Annotated in this window: 20 protein-coding genes; 7 read left to right on the plus strand and 13 right to left on the minus strand. The window is 43.7% G+C overall.

Features of this window, described 5'->3' with window-relative positions:
• Window positions 1-4: 4 nt before the first annotated feature.
• Genes ACO05P_RS02330 through tsaD form a run of 5 tightly spaced genes read right to left on the minus strand, consistent with a single transcriptional unit; the run spans window position 5 to window position 4715 of the window.
• Entirely contained in the window at window positions 5-1219 is a 1215-nt protein-coding gene (locus ACO05P_RS02330; protein ID WP_421753181.1) for a THUMP-like domain-containing protein, read from the minus strand.
• The gene (locus ACO05P_RS02335; protein WP_421753182.1) at window positions 1197-2324 is read right to left on the minus strand and encodes an AI-2E family transporter; all 1128 of its coding nucleotides are present in this window, start codon (window positions 2322-2324) and stop codon (window positions 1197-1199) included. Before ACO05P_RS02335 ends, ACO05P_RS02330 begins: the two co-directional genes overlap by 23 nt.
• Window positions 2321-2980: a DUF4159 domain-containing protein gene (locus ACO05P_RS02340; RefSeq protein ID WP_421753183.1), complete on the minus strand. Its 660-nt coding sequence runs from the start codon at window positions 2978-2980 to the stop codon at window positions 2321-2323. The genes ACO05P_RS02335 and ACO05P_RS02340 overlap by 4 nt, the downstream gene beginning before the upstream one ends.
• Window positions 2981-2997: 17 nt before the next feature.
• Window positions 2998-3699, minus strand: coding sequence for an RsmE family RNA methyltransferase (locus tag ACO05P_RS02345; protein ID WP_421753184.1), 702 nt, complete (start codon window positions 3697-3699; stop codon window positions 2998-3000).
• The gene (tsaD, locus tag ACO05P_RS02350) at window positions 3696-4715 is read right to left on the minus strand and encodes a tRNA (adenosine(37)-N6)-threonylcarbamoyltransferase complex transferase subunit TsaD (RefSeq protein WP_421753185.1); all 1020 of its coding nucleotides are present in this window, start codon (window positions 4713-4715) and stop codon (window positions 3696-3698) included. Before tsaD ends, ACO05P_RS02345 begins: the two co-directional genes overlap by 4 nt.
• A 53-nt stretch (window positions 4716-4768) precedes the next feature.
• Here tsaD and ACO05P_RS02355 point away from each other — a divergent pair, with 53 nt between their 5' ends.
• Window positions 4769-9151: a translocation/assembly module TamB domain-containing protein gene (locus ACO05P_RS02355; RefSeq protein WP_421754870.1), complete on the plus strand. Its 4383-nt coding sequence runs from the start codon at window positions 4769-4771 to the stop codon at window positions 9149-9151.
• Here ACO05P_RS02355 and ACO05P_RS02360 read toward each other — a convergent pair.
• The 8 genes from ACO05P_RS02360 to ACO05P_RS02395 form a co-directional block, all read right to left on the minus strand.
• The gene (locus ACO05P_RS02360) at window positions 9148-10113 is read right to left on the minus strand and encodes a ribonuclease Z (protein WP_421753186.1); all 966 of its coding nucleotides are present in this window, start codon (window positions 10111-10113) and stop codon (window positions 9148-9150) included. The two genes, ACO05P_RS02355 and ACO05P_RS02360, sit on opposite strands and share 4 nt — an antisense overlap.
• Window positions 10113-11054, minus strand: coding sequence for an aspartate carbamoyltransferase catalytic subunit (locus ACO05P_RS02365; RefSeq protein WP_421753187.1), 942 nt, complete (start codon window positions 11052-11054; stop codon window positions 10113-10115). The genes ACO05P_RS02360 and ACO05P_RS02365 overlap by 1 nt, the downstream gene beginning before the upstream one ends.
• Complete coding sequence (gene pyrR / locus ACO05P_RS02370) at window positions 11047-11595, minus strand: bifunctional pyr operon transcriptional regulator/uracil phosphoribosyltransferase PyrR (RefSeq protein ID WP_210758332.1); 549 nt, start codon at window positions 11593-11595, stop codon at window positions 11047-11049. The genes ACO05P_RS02365 and pyrR overlap by 8 nt, the downstream gene beginning before the upstream one ends.
• A gap of 38 nt (window positions 11596-11633) precedes the next feature.
• Window positions 11634-12980 carry a UDP-N-acetylmuramate--L-alanine ligase gene (locus tag ACO05P_RS02375; protein WP_421753188.1) on the minus strand — a complete coding sequence of 449 codons (1347 nt, stop codon included), beginning with the start codon at window positions 12978-12980 and terminating at the stop codon, window positions 11634-11636.
• Between the two features lie 38 nt (window positions 12981-13018).
• Window positions 13019-13807 (minus strand): MbnP family protein, encoded by a 789-nt coding sequence (locus ACO05P_RS02380; RefSeq protein ID WP_421753189.1) that lies wholly within the window; start codon window positions 13805-13807, stop codon window positions 13019-13021.
• Between the two features lie 2 nt (window positions 13808-13809).
• Complete coding sequence (locus ACO05P_RS02385) at window positions 13810-14556, minus strand: hypothetical protein (RefSeq protein ID WP_421753190.1); 747 nt, start codon at window positions 14554-14556, stop codon at window positions 13810-13812.
• Window positions 14557-14636: 80 nt separating this feature from the next.
• Window positions 14637-15413, minus strand: a complete 777-nt coding sequence (locus tag ACO05P_RS02390; protein WP_210758336.1) for a lysophospholipid acyltransferase family protein — start codon at window positions 15411-15413, stop codon at window positions 14637-14639.
• A gap of 35 nt (window positions 15414-15448) precedes the next feature.
• Window positions 15449-16066, minus strand: coding sequence for an NUDIX hydrolase (locus ACO05P_RS02395; RefSeq protein ID WP_421753191.1), 618 nt, complete (start codon window positions 16064-16066; stop codon window positions 15449-15451).
• A 113-nt stretch (window positions 16067-16179) separates the two neighbouring features.
• Here ACO05P_RS02395 and ACO05P_RS02400 point away from each other — a divergent pair, with 113 nt between their 5' ends.
• The 6 genes from ACO05P_RS02400 to ACO05P_RS02425 all read left to right on the plus strand — a co-directional run bounded on the left by ACO05P_RS02400 (window position 16180) and on the right by ACO05P_RS02425 (window position 23590).
• Window positions 16180-17121 carry a LysR family transcriptional regulator gene (locus ACO05P_RS02400; protein WP_421753192.1) on the plus strand — a complete coding sequence of 314 codons (942 nt, stop codon included), beginning with the start codon at window positions 16180-16182 and terminating at the stop codon, window positions 17119-17121.
• 30 nt (window positions 17122-17151) lie between these two features.
• A complete protein-coding gene (locus ACO05P_RS02405; RefSeq protein WP_421753193.1) occupies window positions 17152-17745 on the plus strand; it encodes an LON peptidase substrate-binding domain-containing protein in 594 nt (197 codons plus the stop codon).
• A complete protein-coding gene (locus tag ACO05P_RS02410; protein WP_421753194.1) occupies window positions 17717-18511 on the plus strand; it encodes a peptidylprolyl isomerase in 795 nt (264 codons plus the stop codon). Before ACO05P_RS02405 ends, ACO05P_RS02410 begins: the two co-directional genes overlap by 29 nt.
• A 228-nt stretch (window positions 18512-18739) precedes the next feature.
• Window positions 18740-19114: a hypothetical protein gene (locus tag ACO05P_RS02415; protein WP_421753195.1), complete on the plus strand. Its 375-nt coding sequence runs from the start codon at window positions 18740-18742 to the stop codon at window positions 19112-19114.
• Window positions 19115-19190: 76 nt separating this feature from the next.
• On the plus strand, window positions 19191-22406 hold the full coding sequence (locus ACO05P_RS02420) for a S41 family peptidase (protein ID WP_421753196.1): 3216 nt from the start codon (window positions 19191-19193) through the stop codon (window positions 22404-22406).
• A 2-nt stretch (window positions 22407-22408) separates the two neighbouring features.
• Window positions 22409-23590, plus strand: coding sequence for an aminopeptidase C (locus tag ACO05P_RS02425; protein WP_421753197.1), 1182 nt, complete (start codon window positions 22409-22411; stop codon window positions 23588-23590).
• Window positions 23591-23602: the final 12 nt, after the last annotated feature.

Below are 23602 nucleotides of genomic sequence, written 5' to 3' on the forward strand. Positions count from 1 at the left end.
TCATTTATCCACCGTTCCTTTCCAATGAAGGAACGTAAAGCGATGCCTCGATAAAAACCGGCTTTCCAGAATGCTTGGTAGCAATGAGAAAATCCTGGGCTCCTTTCGCTTTCAGCTTGAGTTTGCGGCTGATGAATTCCGGTGAATCGGGGAAGTTTCTGCTAATAACTTGTAAGGCTTTGGAGCGAAGGCTTTTAGCATAAGCCTTGTGAATATCTTTCACGATAAATATTCGTCCTGGGAATTTTTCGATTAATTCCACTGAGGTATAGAGGTTTGAATTGGGATCTAATTTTCCCAATTTAAAGTCTTCGGCCACTTCATCTTGCAATCCTGCTTTCAGAATGCTGCTATTGGGAAGATATATATAGGGGCAAAGTTCCCTTAGTTCCATATTTTCCAGCTTAGTGCCTGCCTCGTTCTCATAATATTGAAGCCCATCGGCTAATACATTATAACTGCGGATCTTAACTGAATTCTGTTTTTTTGAACTCAGTAAAAAACTCACCTCTTTACATTCATTGCGCTCTGATAACACCCAAACTTCTTGAGTTTCCGGCAATTGTTGCAGATACTCTGGAATACTAATCATCGGGCTCATTTTGACCAGGACTCTATCCGAAATTCGTAAGAGAGCGGCTTTAATCTCCAGAATATTCGGTTGGTATTCTTCCGGTCGATAGAGGGGGCGATGCGCCGAATCTCGGCGGGAGGGATCCAAATACAAGAGATCAAAGTGCTCTTTGCAATGCTCAAGATATTCTTCTGCCCTTTCAGCCGTAAAATGCAATTCTTTAGTGGCTAATAAACTCCGAAGGTTCTCTGCACTTAATTGGCACAGGTCTTTTTCTGGTTCTACAAAATGGCCCTTATCAAAGTTTTGCATCAGGTAAAGAAAATCGATTCCAAAACCTCCGCTGAGATCGGCCATAGAATGGCCAGCTGGGATTAGATCAGCCTTAAGCTTGGCCATGGCCTCACTACTGCTTTGTTCTAAATTACTCTTTGGCGGAAACAGCCTAAAAGGATCGGTATAAGCTTCCGGAAGTTTTTTTAGAATCGCCTGGCGTGAGGCAATTTGCTCGATTAGCAGGCGCTTGTCTGCATCCTTGGCATATTTAAATAATAAGCGGCTGGTATCGGCTTGTAGATTGTCATTGATGAAGTTCCGATGCTCTTCTTTCTGCAATAAGCTTTTAAGCCGGGAGATCTTCATCATTCAAGTCATTCTGCGTAAGCCAACGAACAAATTTTACCTGAGGAAAAAACTCGGCTGCTAAAAGTCGGATGACGCTGTAAACGGGCACCGCGACAATCATTCCGGATATTCCGGCAATGGAAGCCGCGAAGGAAATTACCAAAAATATTTCTAGAGGATGAGCCCGAATGGAGGTCGAAAAAACAATGGGTTGGGTAACAAAATTGTCAATTAACTGAACCACCGCAAAAATGCTGAGGATAATTACAAATGCAGAGCCCAATTCCATATTGGTATTGCTTAAGGTTTGTGCCATACCAAGTAGAAGGCCAAAAGCCATTCCGATTATTGGTCCCAAATAAGGAATCACATTAATTAGGCCCGCGAAAAATCCTATTACAATGGTATTGTGAAATCCAGCGACTTTAAGACCAACGGATACTAAGGTGGTGATTATGGTAATCTGCAATAGCAGTCCGGCAAAATAGCGGGTTAAATTGGTGCGAAGTCGCGGAGTTACCTTATGAACCCGATCATCATATTTATCCGGAATCAGCGAAAGCACAATGTTCCGAAATAGGTATTTCTCTCTTAGGAAGAAGAAGGTGATAAAGATGATACTGAAGATGGCAAAAGCCGTATTTCCCAAGCTACCAATTAAATTAGTGAAGGTATCGCTCACCTTATCAAAGCTTAAAGCTTCTACCACCCGCGATCCAATGCGACTACCTTCAATGCTACTCACTGAATTGGATGTATCCATTCCCAGGGATGACTGAATACTGATGATTTCGCTTTGAATTTCCTGGTACAAGGATTCATAATCCACATTGGCTAAAACGCTCAATTCATGCATTAAAGCGGGAATGAAAATGGAAAAAAGCACCCCAATTAAAGTCATCATTAAGAGTAGGGTGATAGCCGCGGCCAAACTGCGATTGATTTTAATTTTTGACCAACGTTCACCGCTTAAAGCATCTACCAGGGGTTTACCTATAATGGATATCACCGCCGAAACCAATACGTAAGTTAGGGTATAGCGTACTTGCCATACCATATACCCCGACCAAACAATCAGGGCCAGGTAAAAAACACTCAGTACTATTTGACGGCTCACCTTATTCATAAAAAGGCTCCATTAAAGGCATAATGAATCAGGTTTGCTCCCATCTGTAAGGCTTTTAAACGTATTGCTTCAGGATCATTATGAACCTCAGGATCTTCCCAGCCATCGCTTAAATCGCATTCATAAGTGTAAACCAAGGCGAGGCGGCCATCAATAAATAAACCCCAGGCTTCTGGTGCTTGACCATCGTGCTCATGAATTTTGGGTAATCCATCCTGAAAACTATAGGGCCCCTTAAAAATGGGGTGGTCAGCACTGAGCAATTGCAATTCTCCTTCTCCAAAAATTCGCTTTAGCTCAGGGCGGATGTATTCATCCATACCATAATTATCATCAATATGCACGAAGCCTCCAGCTTCTAAATAGCGCTTTAAATTGTCTGCTTCTTGTTTGTCAAAGATGATATTTCCGTGCCCGGTGATATGTAAAAAGGGATATTCGAATATTTCGGAGGAGCCCATTTCTACCGTGGCATAATCGGGATTTAACTGAGTTCCGATTTGGCTGTTGCAGAATTCACTCAAATTGGTCAGAGCGCTGGGATTTGCATACCAGTCGCCCCCTCCGCGGTATTTTACCAAAGCCAATTTTTCCGTTTGAGCAAAACTCAATTGGGAACAAAAGGCTAAGAGAAGAGTCAACAGATATTTAGGCATAAGGCAAAAGTAAATTTTTATTCGGGCTGAAGGGCTTCATATTGAGCGATGGCTGCTATTTGCACCGCAGCTGTTTCGGTGCGCAATACTTCGGGGCCCAGGTCCAAATGTTTAAATCCTTGATGCTCCGCCCAGGCTACTTCCGTCGGACTAAAATCGCCTTCCGGTCCAATCAATATCAATTGAGGCTGCTTAAAGTCAATCTCGCTTAGAGCAATACGTTCTGAACTATTTAAGGATGCGATATAGCGCTGCTCCGGCAAATCCAGTTTATCTAAGTTCTTAAGCTCCATAATTTCACTTAAGTCCGGCATAAAGCCTTTATGACTCTGCTTGAAAGCGGCTTCCATAATACGTAGGCCGCGATCCCTTTTGTAAATTTTTCGTTCCGAATGTTCACAAAGCAAGGGGATAATTTTTTGAACTCCCAGCTCTACCGCTTTTTCAATAAACCACTCAAAGCGATCGTTGCTTTTGGTCGGAGCAATGCCAATTTGCAATAGGGGAGCATTTTGGCGACGTCTTTCATTTACAATCTTAAACTGCAGGCTTTTCTTGGCGATATTCTCAATTTCAGCCTCGTAAACAAGGCCATCGCCATAGCTGATGGAAATGCGATCCCCAGGCTTTAATCGCAAAACCCGACTGGCATGGTGACTGTCACTTTCATTTAAGAGTCCTTGGGTGCTATCGCCTTCGCGGGCTAAAAAGTGATTCATGCTTCTAAGGGTTTTCGGGCTGCAGCAACAACACTAAGATCAGCAAAGTTCTGCTTTTGATATTGATAATAACCACTAATGGCGATCATGGCACCATTGTCCGTGGTATATTCAAAAGAGGGAAGGAAAAGCTCCCAGTCCTTGGTGTTTTGTCGTTTTTCCAGGGCTTCTCTTAATCCTGAGTTGGCAGAAACCCCTCCGGCGATAGCAATGCGATTGATAGCCCTTTGTTCTGAAGCTAATTCCAATTTGTCCATCAAAATGCTTACAATGCTATGCTGAATGCTGGCACAAAGGTCGTTGAGGTTCTCTTTAATGAATTCCGGGTTTTCCTTCATTTGCTTTTGGAGGAAATAGAGTATGCTGGTTTTTAATCCGCTAAAGCTAAACTGCAGATCCGGCATTCGAGGTTTCGCAAATTCAAAGGCCTTGGGATTTCCCAATTTTGCACGACGATCAATTTCAGGCCCTGCCGGATAAGGCAAGCCCATAATTTTTCCAGCCTTATCAAAAGCTTCACCGGCGGCATCATCAATGGTGCTTCCCAACAGTTTCATATCATAAGGCGAATTCACTTGAACAATTTGGGTATGTCCACCGCTTACAGTAAGACATAAAAAGGGAAAATCAGGATTAGTTTGCTTTGGATCTTCAATAAGATGCGCCAGGATATGGGCCTGCATATGGTTTACCTCAATTAAAGGAATGCCTAAGGCCAGGCTCAGAGATTTCGCAAAACTGGTGCCTACCAATAGGGAACCTAATAAGCCAGGACCCGAGGTAAATGCAATGGCAGAAAGCTCTTTTAGCTTAATTCCGGCTTTTTTGAGAGCCGAATCCAAGGTTGGCACAATATTTTGTTGATGAGCTCTTGAAGCTAATTCTGGAACAACACCACCATATTCCGCATGTATTTTTTGATTGGCAGTTACATTTGCAAGAATTTTGCGATTTTGGACAATGGCGATAGAAGTATCATCGCAGCTGCTTTCAATTCCCAGTATTGTAATATCCATAGTACAAAGTTACGATCAGAAGACTGCTTAAAATAATCGGACGCCTTTTGCTGGTGATTGTTATCCTGCTTTTAATGCTGGCCGGAGTTTTTATGATTCCATCCGTGCAGGAAAAGGCGGCTAAAAAAGGAGCTGATTGGTTTAATGATAAGTATTCGCAATCCCTTAGTATTGAACGTTTTCAGTATCATTTTCCCAATCAATTTAGCCTGGAAGAAGTATTGCTTCCCGACCATAAAGGAGATACACTTTTTTACATTGGTAAATTGGAATTAAGCTTCAAAGCTTATGCTCAATTAAGTCGCTCCTTATACCTGAATCAGGTTGAAATGAGCGATGCTTATTTCTATTTAATTACTCAAAAAGGGGATACTACCAGCAATCTCAATGTATTTGTAAATTCCATTTCCGGGGATGGGCCAAAGGATCCCAATCGATCTTTTAATTTGAAAATTGCGGATATCGCCCTGCAAAATGGTAGGTTCTATTTAGCAAATCGCAATGAACCGGATCGAATTCAGTTTTATTGGCGTCATGCGAATACTAATCTTAATTCCTTTCTCCTCGCGGGTAAAGATGTGAGTGCCACCATCGAAAGCATTCAATTTGATGATGGAAAGGAGTTCTCCGTTCAAAATGGAAAGGGACAGTTTTTATATGGACCTAAAGGTTTGGTGGTTAATGATTTGGAATTAACTACTGGAAGAGGGCATTTAGCGGGAGAATTAACTTTTATTACTAGCTCAGCGACCAACTACTCGAGCTTTGTTGACTCTGTGCACATGCTAGGGGCAATTGAATATGCTGCGGTCGCGGCAGAGGATATTCGCTATTTCAGCGATGCCTATCCGCAATTTCCTACCGCTTTGGTTAAAGGACGATTTGATGGTACTGTAAATGATTTGTACCTGGAAGACCTGGAAATTGAAGCTCTAAGCCACTTAGAGGCTAGAGGAGATTTGCATTTAAGCAAAACCACTTCTGGGGTCGATCTTCATTTGGAAACACAAAAACTTTTCCTTCAGGCTAAGGCAGAAGAAGCCAAGCAGATTATCGGTATGTTCCAGGATAGCTTGCCAGAAATCATTGATCGCTTGGGCTTAATTCAATGGCAAGGAGCTTATGATGGCGGTGTTTATGATTTTGTAACCCAAAGTTCCTTTAAGTCGGATCTAGCTGATATGGAGCTCGATATTGAAATCGGCAATTTGCGAAACCCCAAGAACTTGGTTTATAAAGGACGCGTGGATGCCAGCAAAATTAATATTGCGTCCCTTACCGGAAATTACGGCGACTTTAAAACTGCGGAACTGGATTTGGAGCTCGACGGAAAAGGCTTTGATCCGCTAACCATGCGCAGCAAGGTAAAAGGAGCCATTCATCATTTCTATTATAATGGTTATCGCTACGAAGGCATGGCGGTAAACGGTCAAATCGCCGAAAGTAATTTCAAAGGACAGTTCCGAATTAAGGATCCTAATCTTAGTTTCTTATTCGATGGCATTGCCAGTTTTGGTACCGATTCTTCCGAGTATGACTTTACTGCCCAAGTTGATTCAGCCAATTTATATGCGCTTCATTTGGTGAAAGATAGCCTGGCTCAGTATCGAGGGGCGATGGATATTGATGTTTTAATTCTGGACCAGGAAAGATGGGCCGGTACTGTTGATTTATTTGATTTAAAATATCGCAATTCCCGCGAAAGTTATGATCTCATGGATGTGGCCATCGAAGCCAGTGGTTTGCAAAAAGAAAAGCACCTAAAAGTTCGATCCGACATTCTCGAAGCTAATTTGGAAGGAGAGTATACCTATCTGGGTATGTCGAGGGTTTTCAGCCATCATGTAAAAAAATACCTCTTACCCGAACGTTATCGAGATACCTTGCAGTCGCCGGTTAATTTCACTTACGATCTCACCTTTAAAAATTCAGCAGCCTTAAGTCAGGCTCTGGTTCCTGAATTATTAATTGAGCCTGGTACCCATATTCAGGGTGAATATAGAGATACTGAGAATTTACTGCGAATGAACCTAAACTCTCAGGGGATTCGTTATGGGGCCAATCTCTTTCAAAACCTTGATGTACAGTGGTTATCCGGTGCAGCCGATTTGTTAAATCTTACCCTGGAACGCTATCAATATGGAGAAGGTCGGCATATAGATAGTGTAGAATTTGTCAATGTTTTTGCAGGCGATAGCATGAACTATAGTTTGGATATGATCCTTAGGGATAGCATCGACAGCTATGGTAGTTTTGAAGGCCTTATTGCCATTTTAGATAGCAATGCCTATCGCATGCAATTTGATCGGGGCGATATGCTTTTCGGTAATCGCAGCTTTAAGCTGGATACGGGCTCAGTAATGCGGGTGGATAGCTCCGGATTTTCTATCGATTGGCTGAAAATAAGCGGACCCTCTTTGGCACTTACCGCTGCAGGTTATATCAGTAAAGATCCCAATCAAATTTTACGCTTAAATGTAAAAGGTCTGGATCTTGATTTTCTCAATTATTTCCAGGAGGGACGCAAAGCTTATATCCAGGGAAATCTGGAGGGGAATATCATTGCTACGGAACTTTTAACCAATCCACGCTTTGAAGCGGATATTGAGGTAGACAGTTTACGACTAAATCAGGTGCATATGGGACGCCTGGATTTACGTAGTGATTATAGCTATGATGATAGTAAAATTAATATCGATGCCCTTCTGAAATTAGGTGAACTGGAAATGCTCAACGCTAATGGATATTATGATAGCGAAGGAATTGGGAACATTGATTTAAGCTTCAAGTTTAATCGTTTTTATTTGGCAGCGCTGGATCCCTTTGCCGCTCCGGTGGCAGAGAATCTAAGAGGGCAAGCTACGGGAACGGTTACTATGAAGGGACCCGCCCGAAAGCCGGATATCAAAGGTGAGTTTCTGCTGCCTAAGGCTGGATTAACCATTTCTTTCTTGCAAACCGACTACAATTTGGTAGGTCAGCCTAAGTTGCTTTTGGATAATGAAAGCATTCGTTTCCCCAACCTCAAATTGGTGGATGCCAATCATAATGTGGGCTATTTAAATGGGGAAGTGCGCCACCGAGCATTTAAGGACTTTTATATCGATTTGAATATTGACGCGCAGCAATTGCTGGTACTCAACACCGGTCCGGATCGGGAAGATGCCTACTATGGAACGGCATTGGCTTCAGGGAATTTAAAGGTTCAAGGGCCGCCTTCCCGAGTAAAGGTGTATGCTGATGTTAAGAGTGAACGAGGCACCCAGTTTAATATTCCAATTGGAGGGGCTACTGAGGTTAAGCAAAGTGGTTTTGTAAACTTTATTGCACCGGAAGATTCGGAACAAGCTTTAAAGATTTTAAATACCCAATTCGCTTTAGATGAAGGGGTTTCACTGGACTTTGACATGGATATCACCCCCAATGCCCAGGTGAGTATCATATTAAATGAAAGTACTGGTAACCAATTAGATGGCAAGGGGAGTGGATTGATTAAAATGAAATTGGAGCCCAATCGCGATTTAGAACTCTATGGAACTTATACGGTAGATGAAGGGGAGTATCAATTTAATATCGATGGCTTATTCGCCAAGAATTTTGAAGTACAAAGAGGGGGCACCGTAGTTTGGAATGGCGACCCTTATTCAGCCCGATTAGACCTTACTGCTATTTACAGAACCAAGGCAAATCCGGGCATCCTAACCGGCGAGAGCAATGGAATAAGTACAGCTGTAGATATTTATCTCTTTATAAAAGGTGAGCTCACCAATCCCGAGATCAACTTTGCGATTGAATTGCCAAGGGCAACTTCATCCACCCAAGCGGTACTAGCTAATCGTTTAAATACGGATCAGGCAATTAATCAACAGGTATTTAGCTTATTGGCTTTTAATAGCTTCACGCCCCCCAGTAACTTTCTGGATGGTACCCGAAATGCTATTAACCAATGGGATTTGATTGCGGGGCAGGCAGCGGCTTTCTTAAATCGATTTACCGGCGACTATGAGCTTAGCTTGTCCTATCAGCCGGCAAATCAGGGACAGGACCCTACCAGTGCAGGAAATAGTCAGGAGGAACTGGAAGTTGGAGTATCCAAGAATTTCTTTGAAGATCGATTAACAGTAAACTCCTCGGTGGAAGTGCCGCTAAATGAGAACAATAATAGTATTGCCGGCGATTTCGAATTGATTTATAAGCTTACTGAAGATGGTAAGTTTAGAGCCAAGGCCTTTAACCGTTCCGTCGACAATAACCTCAATTTTAATATTGGTCAGCAGCAGCTTTATCAACAGGGTTTAGGACTTTCATTTAAAGTGGATTTCAACACTTATAAGGAGTTGTGGCAAAGAGCTTTACGAAGTGCTAAACGCGAGGAGAAACCAGAGCTAATAGAAGATGATCCAGAGTTAAACGGCCCCCAAACTATTAAGCCTTAACCGCGATAGGAATTCTCTCTTTCGATCTTTAATTCGCGGCTTTTGCGATCCAAGCTAAAATGAAGGCCTTCACCAGCGATTAAGGTTTTGGGAAATACAGACTGCGCTTCGGCCAGTAAGCCATGGAAGTCTTTATAGCGCACCGAAAAATGACCAATTAATAATTGTTCGGCTTTGCAGATTTCAGCTATTTCGGCGGCTTGGGCAGCAGTACTGTGGTTGGTTTGTAGGGCACGATCCTTCTCACTGCTTAGGAAAGTAGCCTCATGATACAACAGATCTACTCCTTTGAAATAGCGATGTAAATGCTTCACCGGTAAGGTGTCGGTGCAATAGGCGTAGCTCATGGGGGCAGCACTGGCTTCCGTAAGCTCTTCATTAGGGATGCGCTTGCCATTGGCATCAATCCAATCACTGCCGGCTTTAATCCTGCGTATTTCGGCAACAGGAATATCATACTTCTCTAATTCTTCCTTGAGCATTTTTCGCGGTAGCGGCTTTTCTTGAAAAAGAAAACCAAAGCAGGTAATGCCATGCCTGAGTGGAAAAGAGTGGACTTCGAGGTGCTTATTCTCAAAAATGCAGGTTTTGCGATCGGGGTCCAAAGCATGGAAATGCAAAGGGTAGCTAATCTTCGATTCGGTGAGCTCGAGTTGATGTCGAACCAACTCCTCTAATTTCTCGGGCCCGTAAATATGCAAGGCTGCATGGCGATCCAATAATTGTAAGGTAGTAAGGAGGGGAATGAGGCCATAAAAATGGTCTCCGTGTAAATGGCTGATTAGAATATGCTTGATGCGACCAAATCCAATTCGATGCTGCCTGAGTTTTACCTGAGTGCCTTCGCCACAATCGATTAGAAAAAATTCATTGCCAATTCCTAAAAATTGGGCCGAAGGGCTGCGATTACTAAGAGGAATAGCAGAAGACGCTCCCAGTATACTGAGGCTGAGTTGCTCCATTAAGCGCTAAAACTGATTTTCTTTTTGGCCGCAAGTAAATAGAGTACTGCCATCCGAATAGCCACTCCGTTTTCCACCTGATTAAGAATGATACTTTGATCACTATCAGCCACTTCAGTGCTAATTTCTACACCGCGGTTTATGGGGCCAGGGTGCATGATAATGATCTTTTCTTTAAGATCATCGAGCAAGGCTTTGTCAATCCCGTAACGCTGGGTGTATTCGCGAATACTGGGGAAGTACTTTAAATCCTGACGTTCGTGTTGTACCCGCAACATATTGGCAACATCGCACCATTCGAGGCTTTTTCTAAGATCGTGGCTCACTCGAACTCCTAAGGAATGAATATGCTTGGGAATTAGAGTGCTGGGGCCGCATACTTCCACTTCGGCGCCCATTTTTTGAAGGCAGAGAATATTGGAAAGGGCCACGCGAGAATGCAGAATATCTCCAACAATGGCAATCTTCTTTCCACTTAGGTCGCCTAATCTTTCACGGATAGAGAAGGAGTCGAGCAGAGCCTGGGTAGGATGCTCATGGGCACCGTCTCCGGCATTTACAATAATGCTATCTACATGTTGGCTCAGGAAGTAAGCTGCTCCCGGTTTGGGATGGCGCATTACCACCATATCCACCTTCATGCTGAGGATATTATTTACCGTATCGATAAGAGTTTCTCCTTTAGAAACGGAAGAAGAGGCAGCGGAGAAGTTTACCACATCTGCCGAAAGGCGTTTTTCTGCCAATTCGAAAGAGAGGCGCGTTCGGGTGCTGTTTTCGAAAAAGAGGTTGGCTACCGTAATATCCCTCAAGGACGGTACTTTCTTAATCGGTCGGTTGATCACTTCTTTGAATTGAGCTGCGGTTTGGAAGATCAGCTCGATGTCTTCGCTTTGGAGGTACTTAATCCCCAAAAGGTGATTCACCGTTAATTCACTCATGTTCTCCAATTTCTAAATAAACGGCATCTTCACCTGCCTTAAGGTGTGCCCAGTCTACCGAAACACGGTCTCCGGCCAGGCTATCTACCTGCCGACCTACATAATCGGGTTGAATGGGCAATTCGCGGCTAAAACGCCGATCGATTAAAACCAATAATTCTATTTCAGCCGGACGACCAAAGGATTGGATGGCATCCATGGCAGAGCGAACGCTGCGTCCGGTGTACAAAACATCATCTATAAATACCACTTTCTTTCCTTCAAGCAAAACATCAATCTTGGTCATGCTGGGTTGTAAGGGGCTGTTCCTCCGACGGAAATCATCCCGGAAGAAGGTGATATCCAAGGTTCCATGCGCCACTTTATCCACACCATTGGCTTCGAGGATTTCCACCAATTTGTGCATTACGTGAATGCCTCGGCTCTGTAAACCAATTAAAACGGTGTTTTCGAAATTACCATGATTTTCAATTAGCTGCTGGGCTAATCGATGGAGAGCAATATGAATGCTACGGGCGCTAAGGAGTTTCTTTTTCTTCATGCTCTTGATGCTTCAAAAGTACTAATTATGGCGCAAGCTTAGGCGAAAACTTTCGTCCAGTCGATGCCATCAAAATTTCCGGAGCTCATCAAAACAATAATTTCATGCTTGTCTTTTTGCTCCTGGATCATTGCTTCGAGTTCATCACTTTTCATGATCACTTTAACCTTTTCACTGGCAAAAGCCTTTTGTACCTCTTCAATGCTAAGAGAGGGCAGCTTCTTATGAGCCAGCACTTCTGGGTTAAAGTAAACTATAGCTGTATCCGCAGGGTCCATGCTGTTGGCATATTGCTGCATGAACTCTAAATTGAGGCTGCTAAAGGTGTGTAGTTCTAATACGGCCAGGAAGGGACTATCACCAAAAGTTTCACGGCAGGCTTGCACACTGGCTTTCACTTTAGATGGGGCATGAGCAAAATCGCGGAAAACCTTGAGGGAGTTAGTTTCAATCAAGGGTTCCATACGTTTGGAGGCTCCTTCAAACTCCACAATGGCTTCGTAGAATTCTTCGTCGGTAATGCCCATTTGACTACAAACCCAACGTGCTCCTTCCAGATTATTCATATTGTGAGCTCCAAATACTTGAAGGGGTAAATCACCCTCTAAGGTTTCCAGAATAAATTGCTGGTCCTCCACTCGATAGGCCGGAGTTTGATAGGGGAATTTCTTCAGTTCCTGGGTAGCTGCTTCAACCAGATTTTTCACTTCCGAATCATCGGCATTGTAAATAATCTGACCACCTGGCTCTATGTATTCGAAGAGCAATTCGAATTGATGACGGTATTCCTCAAATTTTGGAAAGACATTATAATGATCCCAGGCTATGCCGGAAAGCAAAGCAATATTGGGACGGTAATGCACAAATTTCGGTCGGGGATCTAAAGGGGAAGAGAGGTATTCATCGCCCTCAATCACCATAAATTCATTGTGATCGGTAAGTCGTACCATGGTATGAAAACCTTCCAGTTGAGCGCCAACCATATAATCGCAATCGCGACCATGAAAGTTGAGCACGTGTAAAATCATGGAGGTAATGGTGGTTTTACCATGACTGCCGGTAATCACCACTCGGGTTTTATCCTTACTGCTTTCGTAGAGGTATTCCGGATAAGAAAGCACCTTCAAACCGAGTTCCAGGGCCTTTAACAATTCGGGATTGTCTTTACGGGCATGCATCCCTACAACCACCATATCTATATCACTGTGAATGCGATTCGCATCCCAACCCATGGAATCGGGCAAAATACCGGCATCGGCTAATCGACTGCGAGAAGGCTCAAAGATTTCATCGTCGCTACCGCTCAAATCATGACCTTGTGCATGCAGGGCCAAGGCAAGATTGTGCATGGCGCTTCCGCCGATGGCAATAAGGTGAATTTTCATGGCTGTGCTTTAGAGCAAAGCTAAGCCCTAGCTGGCAATTACGGAATTTCTACGCGAGCAGTTTCCGCTAAGTTATCCATAAACTTTTTAGCAATATGGAAGTCACCCGGAACGGTTGCACTGCCAATTTCGCTATGAGTTTGAGGCTCATTACGAAGGTCTATACCTTCTCCAGCTGAGAAGAGCTCATCAAATACTACCTGGAGATTGATAGTCTTAAGCCCTCCGTCTTTCAATTCCAGGTTGATAGGATAGGTTACCACACGATAAAGGCTATCCAAGCCTGGGTGATAAGCATTGAGTACATCGCTGGTATCACCATTCAGTTGTCCGGTATAATCCGAGCGACCTTCTAAAATCGCAAAGCGATATTTCAGCATGGTCCAGTACATCTGATTGTAAGAGGAGAGCGGATGATCTTGCGGAAAAGTTTCGGGATCCTGATCATTTTGTTCGGGATCCAAACCAAAGCCTAAACGCAGGGCGGTATAAGTACCAGGTTTCACTTTAGCCGAGAAGGCTCCGGTGCTGGCATCGCCAACATCAGCCAGGAGGATGTCTTCCATTTCAGTTTCAGAGCTTGCCGAAACCAAGGTAACATGACTTAAATAGAGCTTGAATTTCTTCAAATTGAAATCATAACCCGTAGACATGCGGAGGGTATCACCAATGTGATATTTAGTTGATCCACCGTCACTTAGCACAATTTCTGTTTGGAAATTAACCGTGGCGGCAGGAGTGGTTTTTCCATCCTCATCGTCCTTGCAATTACTAATGATAAAGGCAAGAACCAGCAGAGTGAGAACGGTCTTAATACTTGTTTTCATAATTAAAAGATGCCTATGCTCAGACTATCTGCCATGGCTTTGGCGATAGTGAAGTCTTGGGTATTAGTGGGATCACTTTCCACTTCAGTTACCAGACTCATAGGAAGTTTGTCTAACAATGGCTTGAGGTCAGTCAAGAGGAAGACCCGTACTTTCTGCAAATTGTCGATGCTGAAGCTACGGTTTTCACTACGGGCGGTGTCTGAGAGGAGGTAAGAGCCCAGGGTGTATTCAACCGGAATAAATACCGAATCGGTGATGGGTAGAGCTGGGTCAAAAATGCGGCCTTTAATTTTGAAATAATTAATTCCAAAGCCATCACGGCGAACCCATTTTGGGTCTACCGATAAAATTTCTGCCAGATCATCTACCGCTGCGGCCGAATCGGCACCGGCTATAGTTTGAAAATAACCATAATAACCACCAGCAGGTAAGTTGCCTTCCAGTACTTGGGGCTTATAGTTGCTCAGCATAAAATAATTAGCTGCGGTATCGATAGTGGCTTCCTGATTAAAATCGTAGAAGCTGATGTCGCCTAAAAACAATTCAACTGTATCCAGCATGAAATTGACACCAACTGAATTGGCATAGGCCGAATCAAAGTTAAAGGCACGCTCTCCATAGTAAGGAACAAAGTTCCATTCGAGGTTGTCTCCGGGAGGAGCGGGATTATCTTCAATTAAACTATCTTCTTTACAAGCGCTAAAAGCCAAAATTAGAATGCCGAAGAGTAAATATTTGTGATTCATGCTCATACAAAGTTGTTAAGGAAAACTGGGTTTTTCTGTAATGCAAGTCGCCAAGTTAATTATAAAACGAATGAGAGCCTTTAAACGTTGGAAAGTTCTGAGTCTTCCTCGATCTTTTTCATGGTATTAAACTCATCACTCTGCTCAATACTATCCATGATTTGCTCTAAAATGGCGGCCGAATCTTTTTCGTAATCGATATCTAAAGGCTCCTTGAAGCGAATGCTAAGATTAACGCCTTTCTTTTTCATGAAGAGGCCTTTCTTATCGAAGGCACGTCGGAAACCATCTACTACCACTGGGATTACAATGGGTTTGGTTTCCTTAATAATATGAGCCGTTCCTTTTCTACCTCCCACAAAGGGGGTGGTGGTTCCCTGGGGGAAGGTGATTACCCAACCATTTTCCATGGCGGTGTAAATCTTTTTAATGTCGCGAGGATCCACACCACGGTCAATTGTTTTTCCCGCCTCTCTCCATGTACGCTTAATGGATACCGAACCTACATAGGCAAAAAGCTTGGGTAAGATTCCGGCCGACATGGTTTCCAAGGCGGCTACGAAATAGATATTGATCTTGGGATTTAATACGAAGAAGGGGAAGTTGATTCGATCATATACGCCCCATTTGGCGCAGCAAAAAACCTGGTACATGCCAGTAACATCCGCAAAATAAGTTTGGTGATTACTCACAAAAAGTACATTCTTTTTGCGGAGACCTTTTAAAACCTTGGTGCCACTCACCTGGGTTTTATTTGCCACATTAAATCGATAGTAGGCAATAAGTCCGAAAGCGAAGATCAATATCCGCTTGATGATCAAGGAGTTTCCGAAGGGATCCCTAAAGCGTATTTTCATGGGCCTGTTTGTGGTGCAGGCAAATATAAGTGATTCTACAGGCTTGCTTTTTCCCTTAAGAAGAGATGGCGGATTTCGGCAATCATCATGGCGGTGGCTCCCCAAATTACCAGACCATCCATTAGAAAGGCCGGGCTTTTGATTTTGAAGCCATTGCTCATTTGAATAGTATGCATGCGAATCGCATCGTCGGCTAAAAAACGCTCCAATGCAATGTGATGTATGGCCGCAACTTCTTTCTCTTCCGGAATTAAACTTAAAGGCCCTTCGGCCCAAGCCAAATAAGGATGAACCATGAAATTACTGGGAGGGATGTAGAGTGGACTCAGTTCGCCCCAAATTGTATAATCCAGCGGTCCTACACCAATTTCCTCCAAGGTTTCCCTTTGAGCCGCAGCTTGAAAACTGGGGTCTTCCTTTTCGATACTGCCTCCAGGAAAGGAAACTTGCCCACTATGCGTCCCGGGGTATTCAGTGCGGGATGTCAGGATTAACTGCGCCTCATCGTCTACATTCTCGAAGAGCGCTAATACTCCGGCCTGCCGAACTTTGGCAGGGTCAATGTTTAGATCGGCTAAGGAACTACGACCCATGGGAGCCAGTAGTTTTTGCGCTTCTTCTCCCGGAAGGGACTTGGACTGCGCTAGTTCCAAGACTTTTTTGAACCTGGTAAATTCCATCTTGTTAAGGATGGACAAATTTAATAAGCGGCGCAACATTGAATAGACGTTTATTATTAATTTTGAACTATTCTTAAGAATTCGTTATGACACTTACTCAACTCACTTACCTCATAGCCGTAGATAATCATCGGCACTTTGCGCGCGCCGCAGAAGCGTGTTTCGTAACCCAACCAACACTTTCCATGCAAATTCAAAAGCTGGAAGAGGAGTTGGGAGTTTTACTTTTTGATCGTAGCAAGCATCCGGTTCGCCCTACTACTATTGGTGAAAAATTGATTGCCCAAGCTCGTACTATTTTACATGAGGCAGAGCGCATGAATCAAATATTACAGGAATCTAAAAATGTATTGGAAGGACCTTTTAAACTGGGTGTAATCCCAACGGTTACCCCTTCCTTGGTACCTCGATTCCTAAGCAAATTCACCGCTAAATTTCCTAAGATTCAGCTGCATGTAATGGAGCTTACCACGGAAATGATCATTGAAAAATTACAACGCGATGAATTGGATGCCGGAATTTTAGCTACTCCTTTAAAGGAACGCTCCATCATCGAAAAGCCGCTGTATTATGAGCCCTTTATGGCTTATATTCCGAAAGAACATCGCTTGGGTAAGGAAGCCTTTGTAACCAATTCGGAATTAGATATTGATGATATTCTTCTATTGAATGAAGGACATTGCTTCCGCAATTCAGTGATTAACCTCTGCAATACCAATCCCAGTTTTGGAGGTAAGAATATTGATCTGGAAAGTGGCAACTTTGATATTCTGGTAAAGCTTTCGAAAAAAGGTTATGGTATGACCTTAGTGCCTTATCTCTATGCATTGGACCTACCCAAGGAAGAGCAACCCCAGGTTAAACCGATCGCTGATCCTAAACCTACTCGCGAAATTAGCCTGGTTTATTCCCGTGCTGAGTTGAAGATTAAGGTAATTGAAGAATTAGCACGCATCATTAAAAGCTCGGTACCCGAGAAATTATTAGAGTCCAGTGAAGCGGTTTTAAGTCCGGTACAAACGGTTTAAACAAAATAGCGACAATTGCGTTGAGCTTTCATGGAAGAATTTCCCTTATTTCCTTTAAACATCTTTATGCTGCCGGGTGACTATACCCAGCTATATATATTCGAAGAACGCTATAAGCAGCTCATCAACGAATGTTGGGAGCAAGACAGCAGCTTTGGCTTGCCCTTTTCCAATAAACTAAATGCACGTAATTATGGTACCGCTGTAAAGGTGCATGAGATTGTGAAAAGGCATGCCAACGGCGAAATGGAAATTGTGATTCGGGCGGTAGCTAACTTCAAATTAGACAAATTCCATTATCAGAAAAAAGGCAAACTGTACCCTTGTGGAGCTGTAGAGTTTTTCACACCCGATGGAAAGGCTGGGGCATCAGTGCGCTTGTTAGGCCGGTTTAAAGAGCATTTATTACAGAGCAATAATTTGGATGCCGAGCTTTTGGCGCTGGAAAAGCCCAGTATTTATGAAATCGCCGGGGTATTAAATCTCAGCGACATCCAAAAGATGGAATTTGTGGGAATTAGGGGCCTGGCCAAAATGGAGGAATATCTAATCAACTACCTTCGCTATCTGGAACTTTTACAGGAACAGGAAGCCCATGTCTATCAAAACTTTTATCTCAATTAGTGTATTGAGCTTTTTAGCTCTTGCTTGTCAAAATCCCAATAGTTCAGAAGCATCCCGGCTTCCAGAGCCCAAATCTGGAAAAGCAGAGTCAATCAAAGAAACAAAAGCCTCGGCGCCTGCCTATCCTACCTGGGAAACCGACAGTGCGGCATTCGTTTACCTCCAGCAATACGGAGCAGAAAATCCGGAAAGCAGAATTCGGATTAAAACCGACTTTGGAGATATCGACATTGAGCTTTACAGCAATACTCCGGTGCATCGGGCGAATATGATTTACCTGATTAAGGAGCATCAATACTTTAATGGTACCTGGTTTCATCGGGTAAGTAAAGGCCACGTTATTCAAGCTGGGAATAATGATGAGTACAGCTTAAAGAAACGCAGGGATAAGATTGGCAAATATGAATTACCGGCAGAGGCCTTGGGTATCAATTACCATTCGTATGGATCGGTAGCCATGGCTCGATCTTATTCCAACAATCCTGAAAAGAAGTCGGATCCTTTCGAATTTTACATCAATTTGGGAAAGACCTATAGTCCGGCGCAATTAAAATTAATGGAGGAGGAGTATGATATCACTTTAAATGCGGATCAAGTCCAGCTCTATTCGACCATAGGAGGGAGTCCCCATTTAGATCAAGAGCATACGGTAATTGGTCAGGTAGTAAAGGGAATGGATGTGGTGGAAGAGATCGCTAAAGTGGAGACCGATCAAGGCGAATGGCCATTAAAAAATATACCTATCCAAATTATTTTAAACAAATAGCGCCCAGTAAGTTGGCTCTGTCATCTTTATTCATATATTCGTTTTCATAATAATGGCGAAACAATCTCATAGTAATAAAGGCATGTACCGCACTTGGAATATTTTCCAAGCGGGGCGTCTTTATGGGATCTGATAGAGCTAATCTAATAGGAACTGAAAAGCCCCCGCGAGAGTAATCTAGCGGGGGCTTTTTCTTTTAAATCGTATTGAACCCAAATTGAAAAGGCCATGAGTGCATTTATCAGTTTATTGGAAAAGCAGAAAAAGAGAGAATTACAGCATCAATTCGATCTTCCTTCAAAAGCCAAAAACACCGAGTGGCTAACCTTGCAGGAAGTGGAAGGTCAGGCTCAAAAGCTTTATGATCGTATTGCGGCTCTTTTACCCAATAACATCAGCTTGGTGCGTCAAGAGGTGCAATTGCAAACCTATAAGACGCCAAAGCCTGCAGCCCGTATGCAAATACGCGCCAATATCAGTGCGGGTAATCACCGTAGCTATGTACTCAAAATTCATTGCCATGAGCTCAATCCAAAAGGTAATATGACTAAGGTTGCGCGGGCCGAATACCACTATAGGGAGACTCGTCGGTCTATGTCCTAGAGGAATTCTGTGCCAATCCTTATATTCGTGGCTTACCGATGAAAACCCCTAATCCGGTTTTAATAGCACACGATTTATGAAGAAACTGGCACTAACCTTTTTGGGTTTGGGACTTTCCATTGTCCTTCCGGCCCAAAGCTTTGTTCGTCATGCCCGGCTTTCGCCTGATGGCAATTCCCTGGCATTTAGTTATCAAGGAGATATATGGTATTGGCCCCAGCAAGAAGGGAAACCCTATCGCCTAACCTTGCATGAGGCTTATGATGGCCCATTGGTATTTAATGCCGATGGTTCGCAAATAGCCTTTAACTCCAATCGATTTGGCAATAGCGACATCTTTACCCTGGACCTTAATGGTGGTTACCCGGAGCGAAAAACTTATCATGCTGCCGGTGATAACCTAAGCGATTGGCATCCTGAACTTGGCATTTTGTTTAGCTCTGAACGCGCTTATGTTACGGTAGAATGGGATTCGGAATTACATCGCATTGATCCCAATAATGCCACCCCACAGCGTTTTATGGATGCCCTGGGTACGCATGCCGTGGCCTCTCCCGACGGAAGATATATTGCCTTTATGCGTGGTTCTTGCCGAGCCAGTCGCGAGAATTATTCCGGTCCGGCCGATCAGGAAATTTGGCTCTATGATACCAAGGATCAGAGTTATAAAGCATTGACGGATAATACCGTAAACGACATCTATCCCCAATGGAAAGACACTAAAACCTTAGTTTTTTTAAGTGCTAAGGAAGGTCGCTATAATCTGAAGGAGCTTTCTTTGGAAGGCAGCGAAAAGTGGTTGACCAATTTCAGTAAAGAAGGCATTCACGATTTTGATATTGCCGCCGGAAAGGTGCTCTATGCGCGCAAAGACCGCTGGTATCTGGCAAGTCTTGCTAAAATGTCGGAAGTGAAAACTCTTGACATCGACTTGCGCGCCGATTACCGTTTTTATCCGGTAGAGCAGGAGACCATGCGCAATCGCATTAGCCATTACAGTCTTTCTCCTAATGGGAAGAATGTTATTCTCGAATCCCATGGTGAAGTGTTTATCGGTACCCTCGATGATGAAAAGTCGCGCACTCAAAACCTTAGTGAGCATCCTTTCTACGATCGCGAGGCTCTTTTCTTAAATGATAGCACGGTGATCTTTAGCTCCGATCGCGAAGGAAATCAATACCGATTCTATCAGGCTACTTCTACCGATCCTAAAAAGCATGATCTCTTTGAAAGCCTGCGTCATAAAACCAGTCTTTACTTCCAAAACAAGGGGGATTTGCGCGATGCACTGCTTTCTCCCGATGGCAAGAAACTGGCCTTTATTGAGGGTGGTACCAAATTGCAGGTGGCTGAAGTAAAAGAAGATGGCAGCCTTGGAACTATTACTACTTTATTAGATGCCTGGCATCGGGCCAATGGATTGGCTTGGAGCCCGGATAGTCGTTATCTGGCCTACAATAGTGATGATCTCAATTTCAATACTGAGGTATACATTCAAGCGGTAGATGGCAAGTCTGAGCCGGTGAATATCAGCATGCACCCGGGTAATGATTACAGCCCAAATTGGAGCAAGGATGGCTCTAAACTGGCCTTTATCTCCGACCGCAATAATGACAATGCCGATGTTTGGTTTGTTTGGCTGAAGCGTGAAGATTGGTTGAAATCTGAAGAAGAGCGCGAAGAAGGCTATTATTTTAATGATGAGCCTGAGGAGGAGAAAAAGGAAGAAGAGGATAAAGAAGAAGACAAGGATAAAAAGAAGGACAAAAAACCAGAGGTAAAGGCTTTGGAAATAGACTTTGAGAATATCTACGATCGCCTCGAGCAGGTAACATCTTACAGCGGAAATGAATCGCAGGTATTGGTTTCGGATGATGGCGAAACCCTTTACTTCACCCGCTATAGCGTAAGTAGTGAAGGCTCTGATCTCTACCAAATTCAATTTGATGGCAGTGATCTCACCCAACTCACTAAAGGTGGAATGAACCCCAATACCATTCAGTGGGACAAAGATCATAAGGGAATTTACTTCCTAAGTAGAGGCAGCTTAAAACATCTGAATCTAGGCAACAAGAAAACTACTTCCTACAGCTATGTAGAAAAGATGACCCTCGATAAAGAGGCAGAGCGCCAACAGGTTTATCAGGAGGCCTTCCGCTTAATTCGGGATCAATTCTATGATCCGAATTACCATGGTCAGAATTGGGAGAAGTTGAGCGAATATTATCAGGATTGGGCTTTGAAAGCCTCTACCGATAATGATTTCACCTTCGTTTACAATCTGATGCTCGGTCGCTTAAATGCCAGCCATACGGGCTTATATATGTTTGGTGGCGAAGAGGACCTGCAAAGAGAATCTACTGGCCGTTTGGGTATCGAAGTGAAAATGGAATCCAAAGGAGCACGGGTTACGCGCTTGGTGGCCAATACGCCCGCCGATCGTTCTAAAAACAATCTGAAGGTAGGGGATCTTATCACTCATATAAATGGGGAAGACCTAAACGAAGCTCGAAACTTCTATTCCTATTGGACCGCCACTGTGGGGGAACCCATTTTGGTGCAATTAGAGCGTAATGGCGAAAGTCAAGAGATTGTTATTCGTCCGGCTCGCAGCATTAATGCCCAATTGTATGAAGAATGGGTAGAAAGCCGCAAGGCCTTGGTAGAGAAGTATTCCAATGGGCGTTTAGGCTATATCCACATTCGCGGTATGGATAAGCCCAGCTTTGAGCGCTTCGAACGCGAATTAATGGCCTCCGGCTATGGCAAAGAAGGTATCGTAATTGATGTGCGCTTTAATGGTGGTGGTTGGACAACCGACTACCTAATGGCCGTGCTCAATGTGCGTCAACATGCCTATACCATTCCACGTGGCGCTGCTACCAGCTTAGATGAGAATAAGAAATTTAGCGAGTACTATCCTTATAGTGAGCGCTTGCCTTTAGCCGCCTGGACTAAGCCTTCGGTAGCCCTCTGTAATGAGAGCTCCTATTCCAATGCAGAAATCTTTAGTCACGCTTACAAAACGCTTAATCATGGTACTTTGGTAGGAAAGCCTACATTTGGCGCCGTAATTTCAACCGGAGGTGCAAGTTTACTCAATGGAGCCTTTATCCGTTTACCCTTCCGAGCTTGGTATGTAAAGAGTACCGGCGAGAATATGGAAAATGGCCCGGCCGTTCCGGATGTAATTGTAGAAAACCCACCTGCTAGTCGCGCTGCAAACCAAGATGCACAGCTCCAAAAAGCAGTGGAAATACTTTTAGAACAAATCGATAATCCAAATAAATAAAGATGAAGTACAGAGCTCTATTTATAGGCGCTCTCCTGGCTGGTAGTGCATCAGCTCAGGTAGACCTGATCAATAAGGTAAAAGATAATGGCGCAGATACCGCTGGATTTAACTTTACTACCGTGGTGGATTTAGAAGCCACTCCTGTAAAGAATCAAGGTCGTAGCGGAACTTGCTGGTCCTATGCTACTACCGGATTTGTAGAGAGCGAAATGCTCCGTATGGGTAAAAAGCCGGTAGATATTTCTGAAATGTTTACCGTGCGTAATGTCTATTTCGATAAAGCTGAGAAATACGTTCGCCTACACGGATACCTCAATTTTGCCCAGGGTGGTGCTTTACCCGATGTGATGTACGTGATCCGCAAATACGGTGCGGTTCCACAAGAAGTATACGAAGGTTTAGATTATGGAACCGACATCAACAATCACGGCGAACTGGAAGCCTTATTAAAGTCGATGCTCGATGAGGTAATCAAAAACAAGAACGGTAGCCTTACTCCAGTTTGGCGCGAGGCCGTTAACGCCACTTTGGATGCCTACTTGGGTGAATATCCAGAGAGCTTTGAGTACGAAGGAAAAACCTACACTCCACGCAGCTTTGCTGATGAGTATTTAGGTATTAATCCCGATGACTATGTGCAGTTAACTTCCTTCACCCATAATCCTTTCTACGAAGAAGTAATGATTCAGGTGCCCGATAACTGGGCCTGGGGCAAAGCTTATAATGTACCTTTAGAAGATATGATGGGCGCATTGGACGTAGCTCTTAATGAAGGTTATACCGTAGCCTGGGCTACCGACGTAAGCGAAAAAGGTTTCTCTATACGCAATGGAGTAGCCATCGTTCCCGCCACTGATTATGCGGATATGAGCAAAGAGGAGCGTGCTGCAATGTTCGATAGTCCGAAACCTGAAAAGGAAATCACCCAGGAAAACCGTCAGGAGGCCTATGATAATTACGAAACCACTGATGATCACGGCATGTTGATTACCGGAATTGTAAAAGATCAGGATGGCAATATCTACTATATCGTTAAGAATAGCTGGGGCGAGAAGTTAACCAACGACTTCCGCAATGGTTACCTCAATGCTTCTGAGGCATTTGTGGCTTACAAAACTATTGGCATCATGATGCATAAAGATGCCCTGCCTAAAGCATTGCGCAAAAAGCTAGGACTCTAATCCATAGCTTAA

This window comes from Croceimicrobium sp., from assembly GCF_965228705.1.
Taxonomy (GTDB): domain Bacteria; phylum Bacteroidota; class Bacteroidia; order Flavobacteriales; family Schleiferiaceae; genus Croceimicrobium.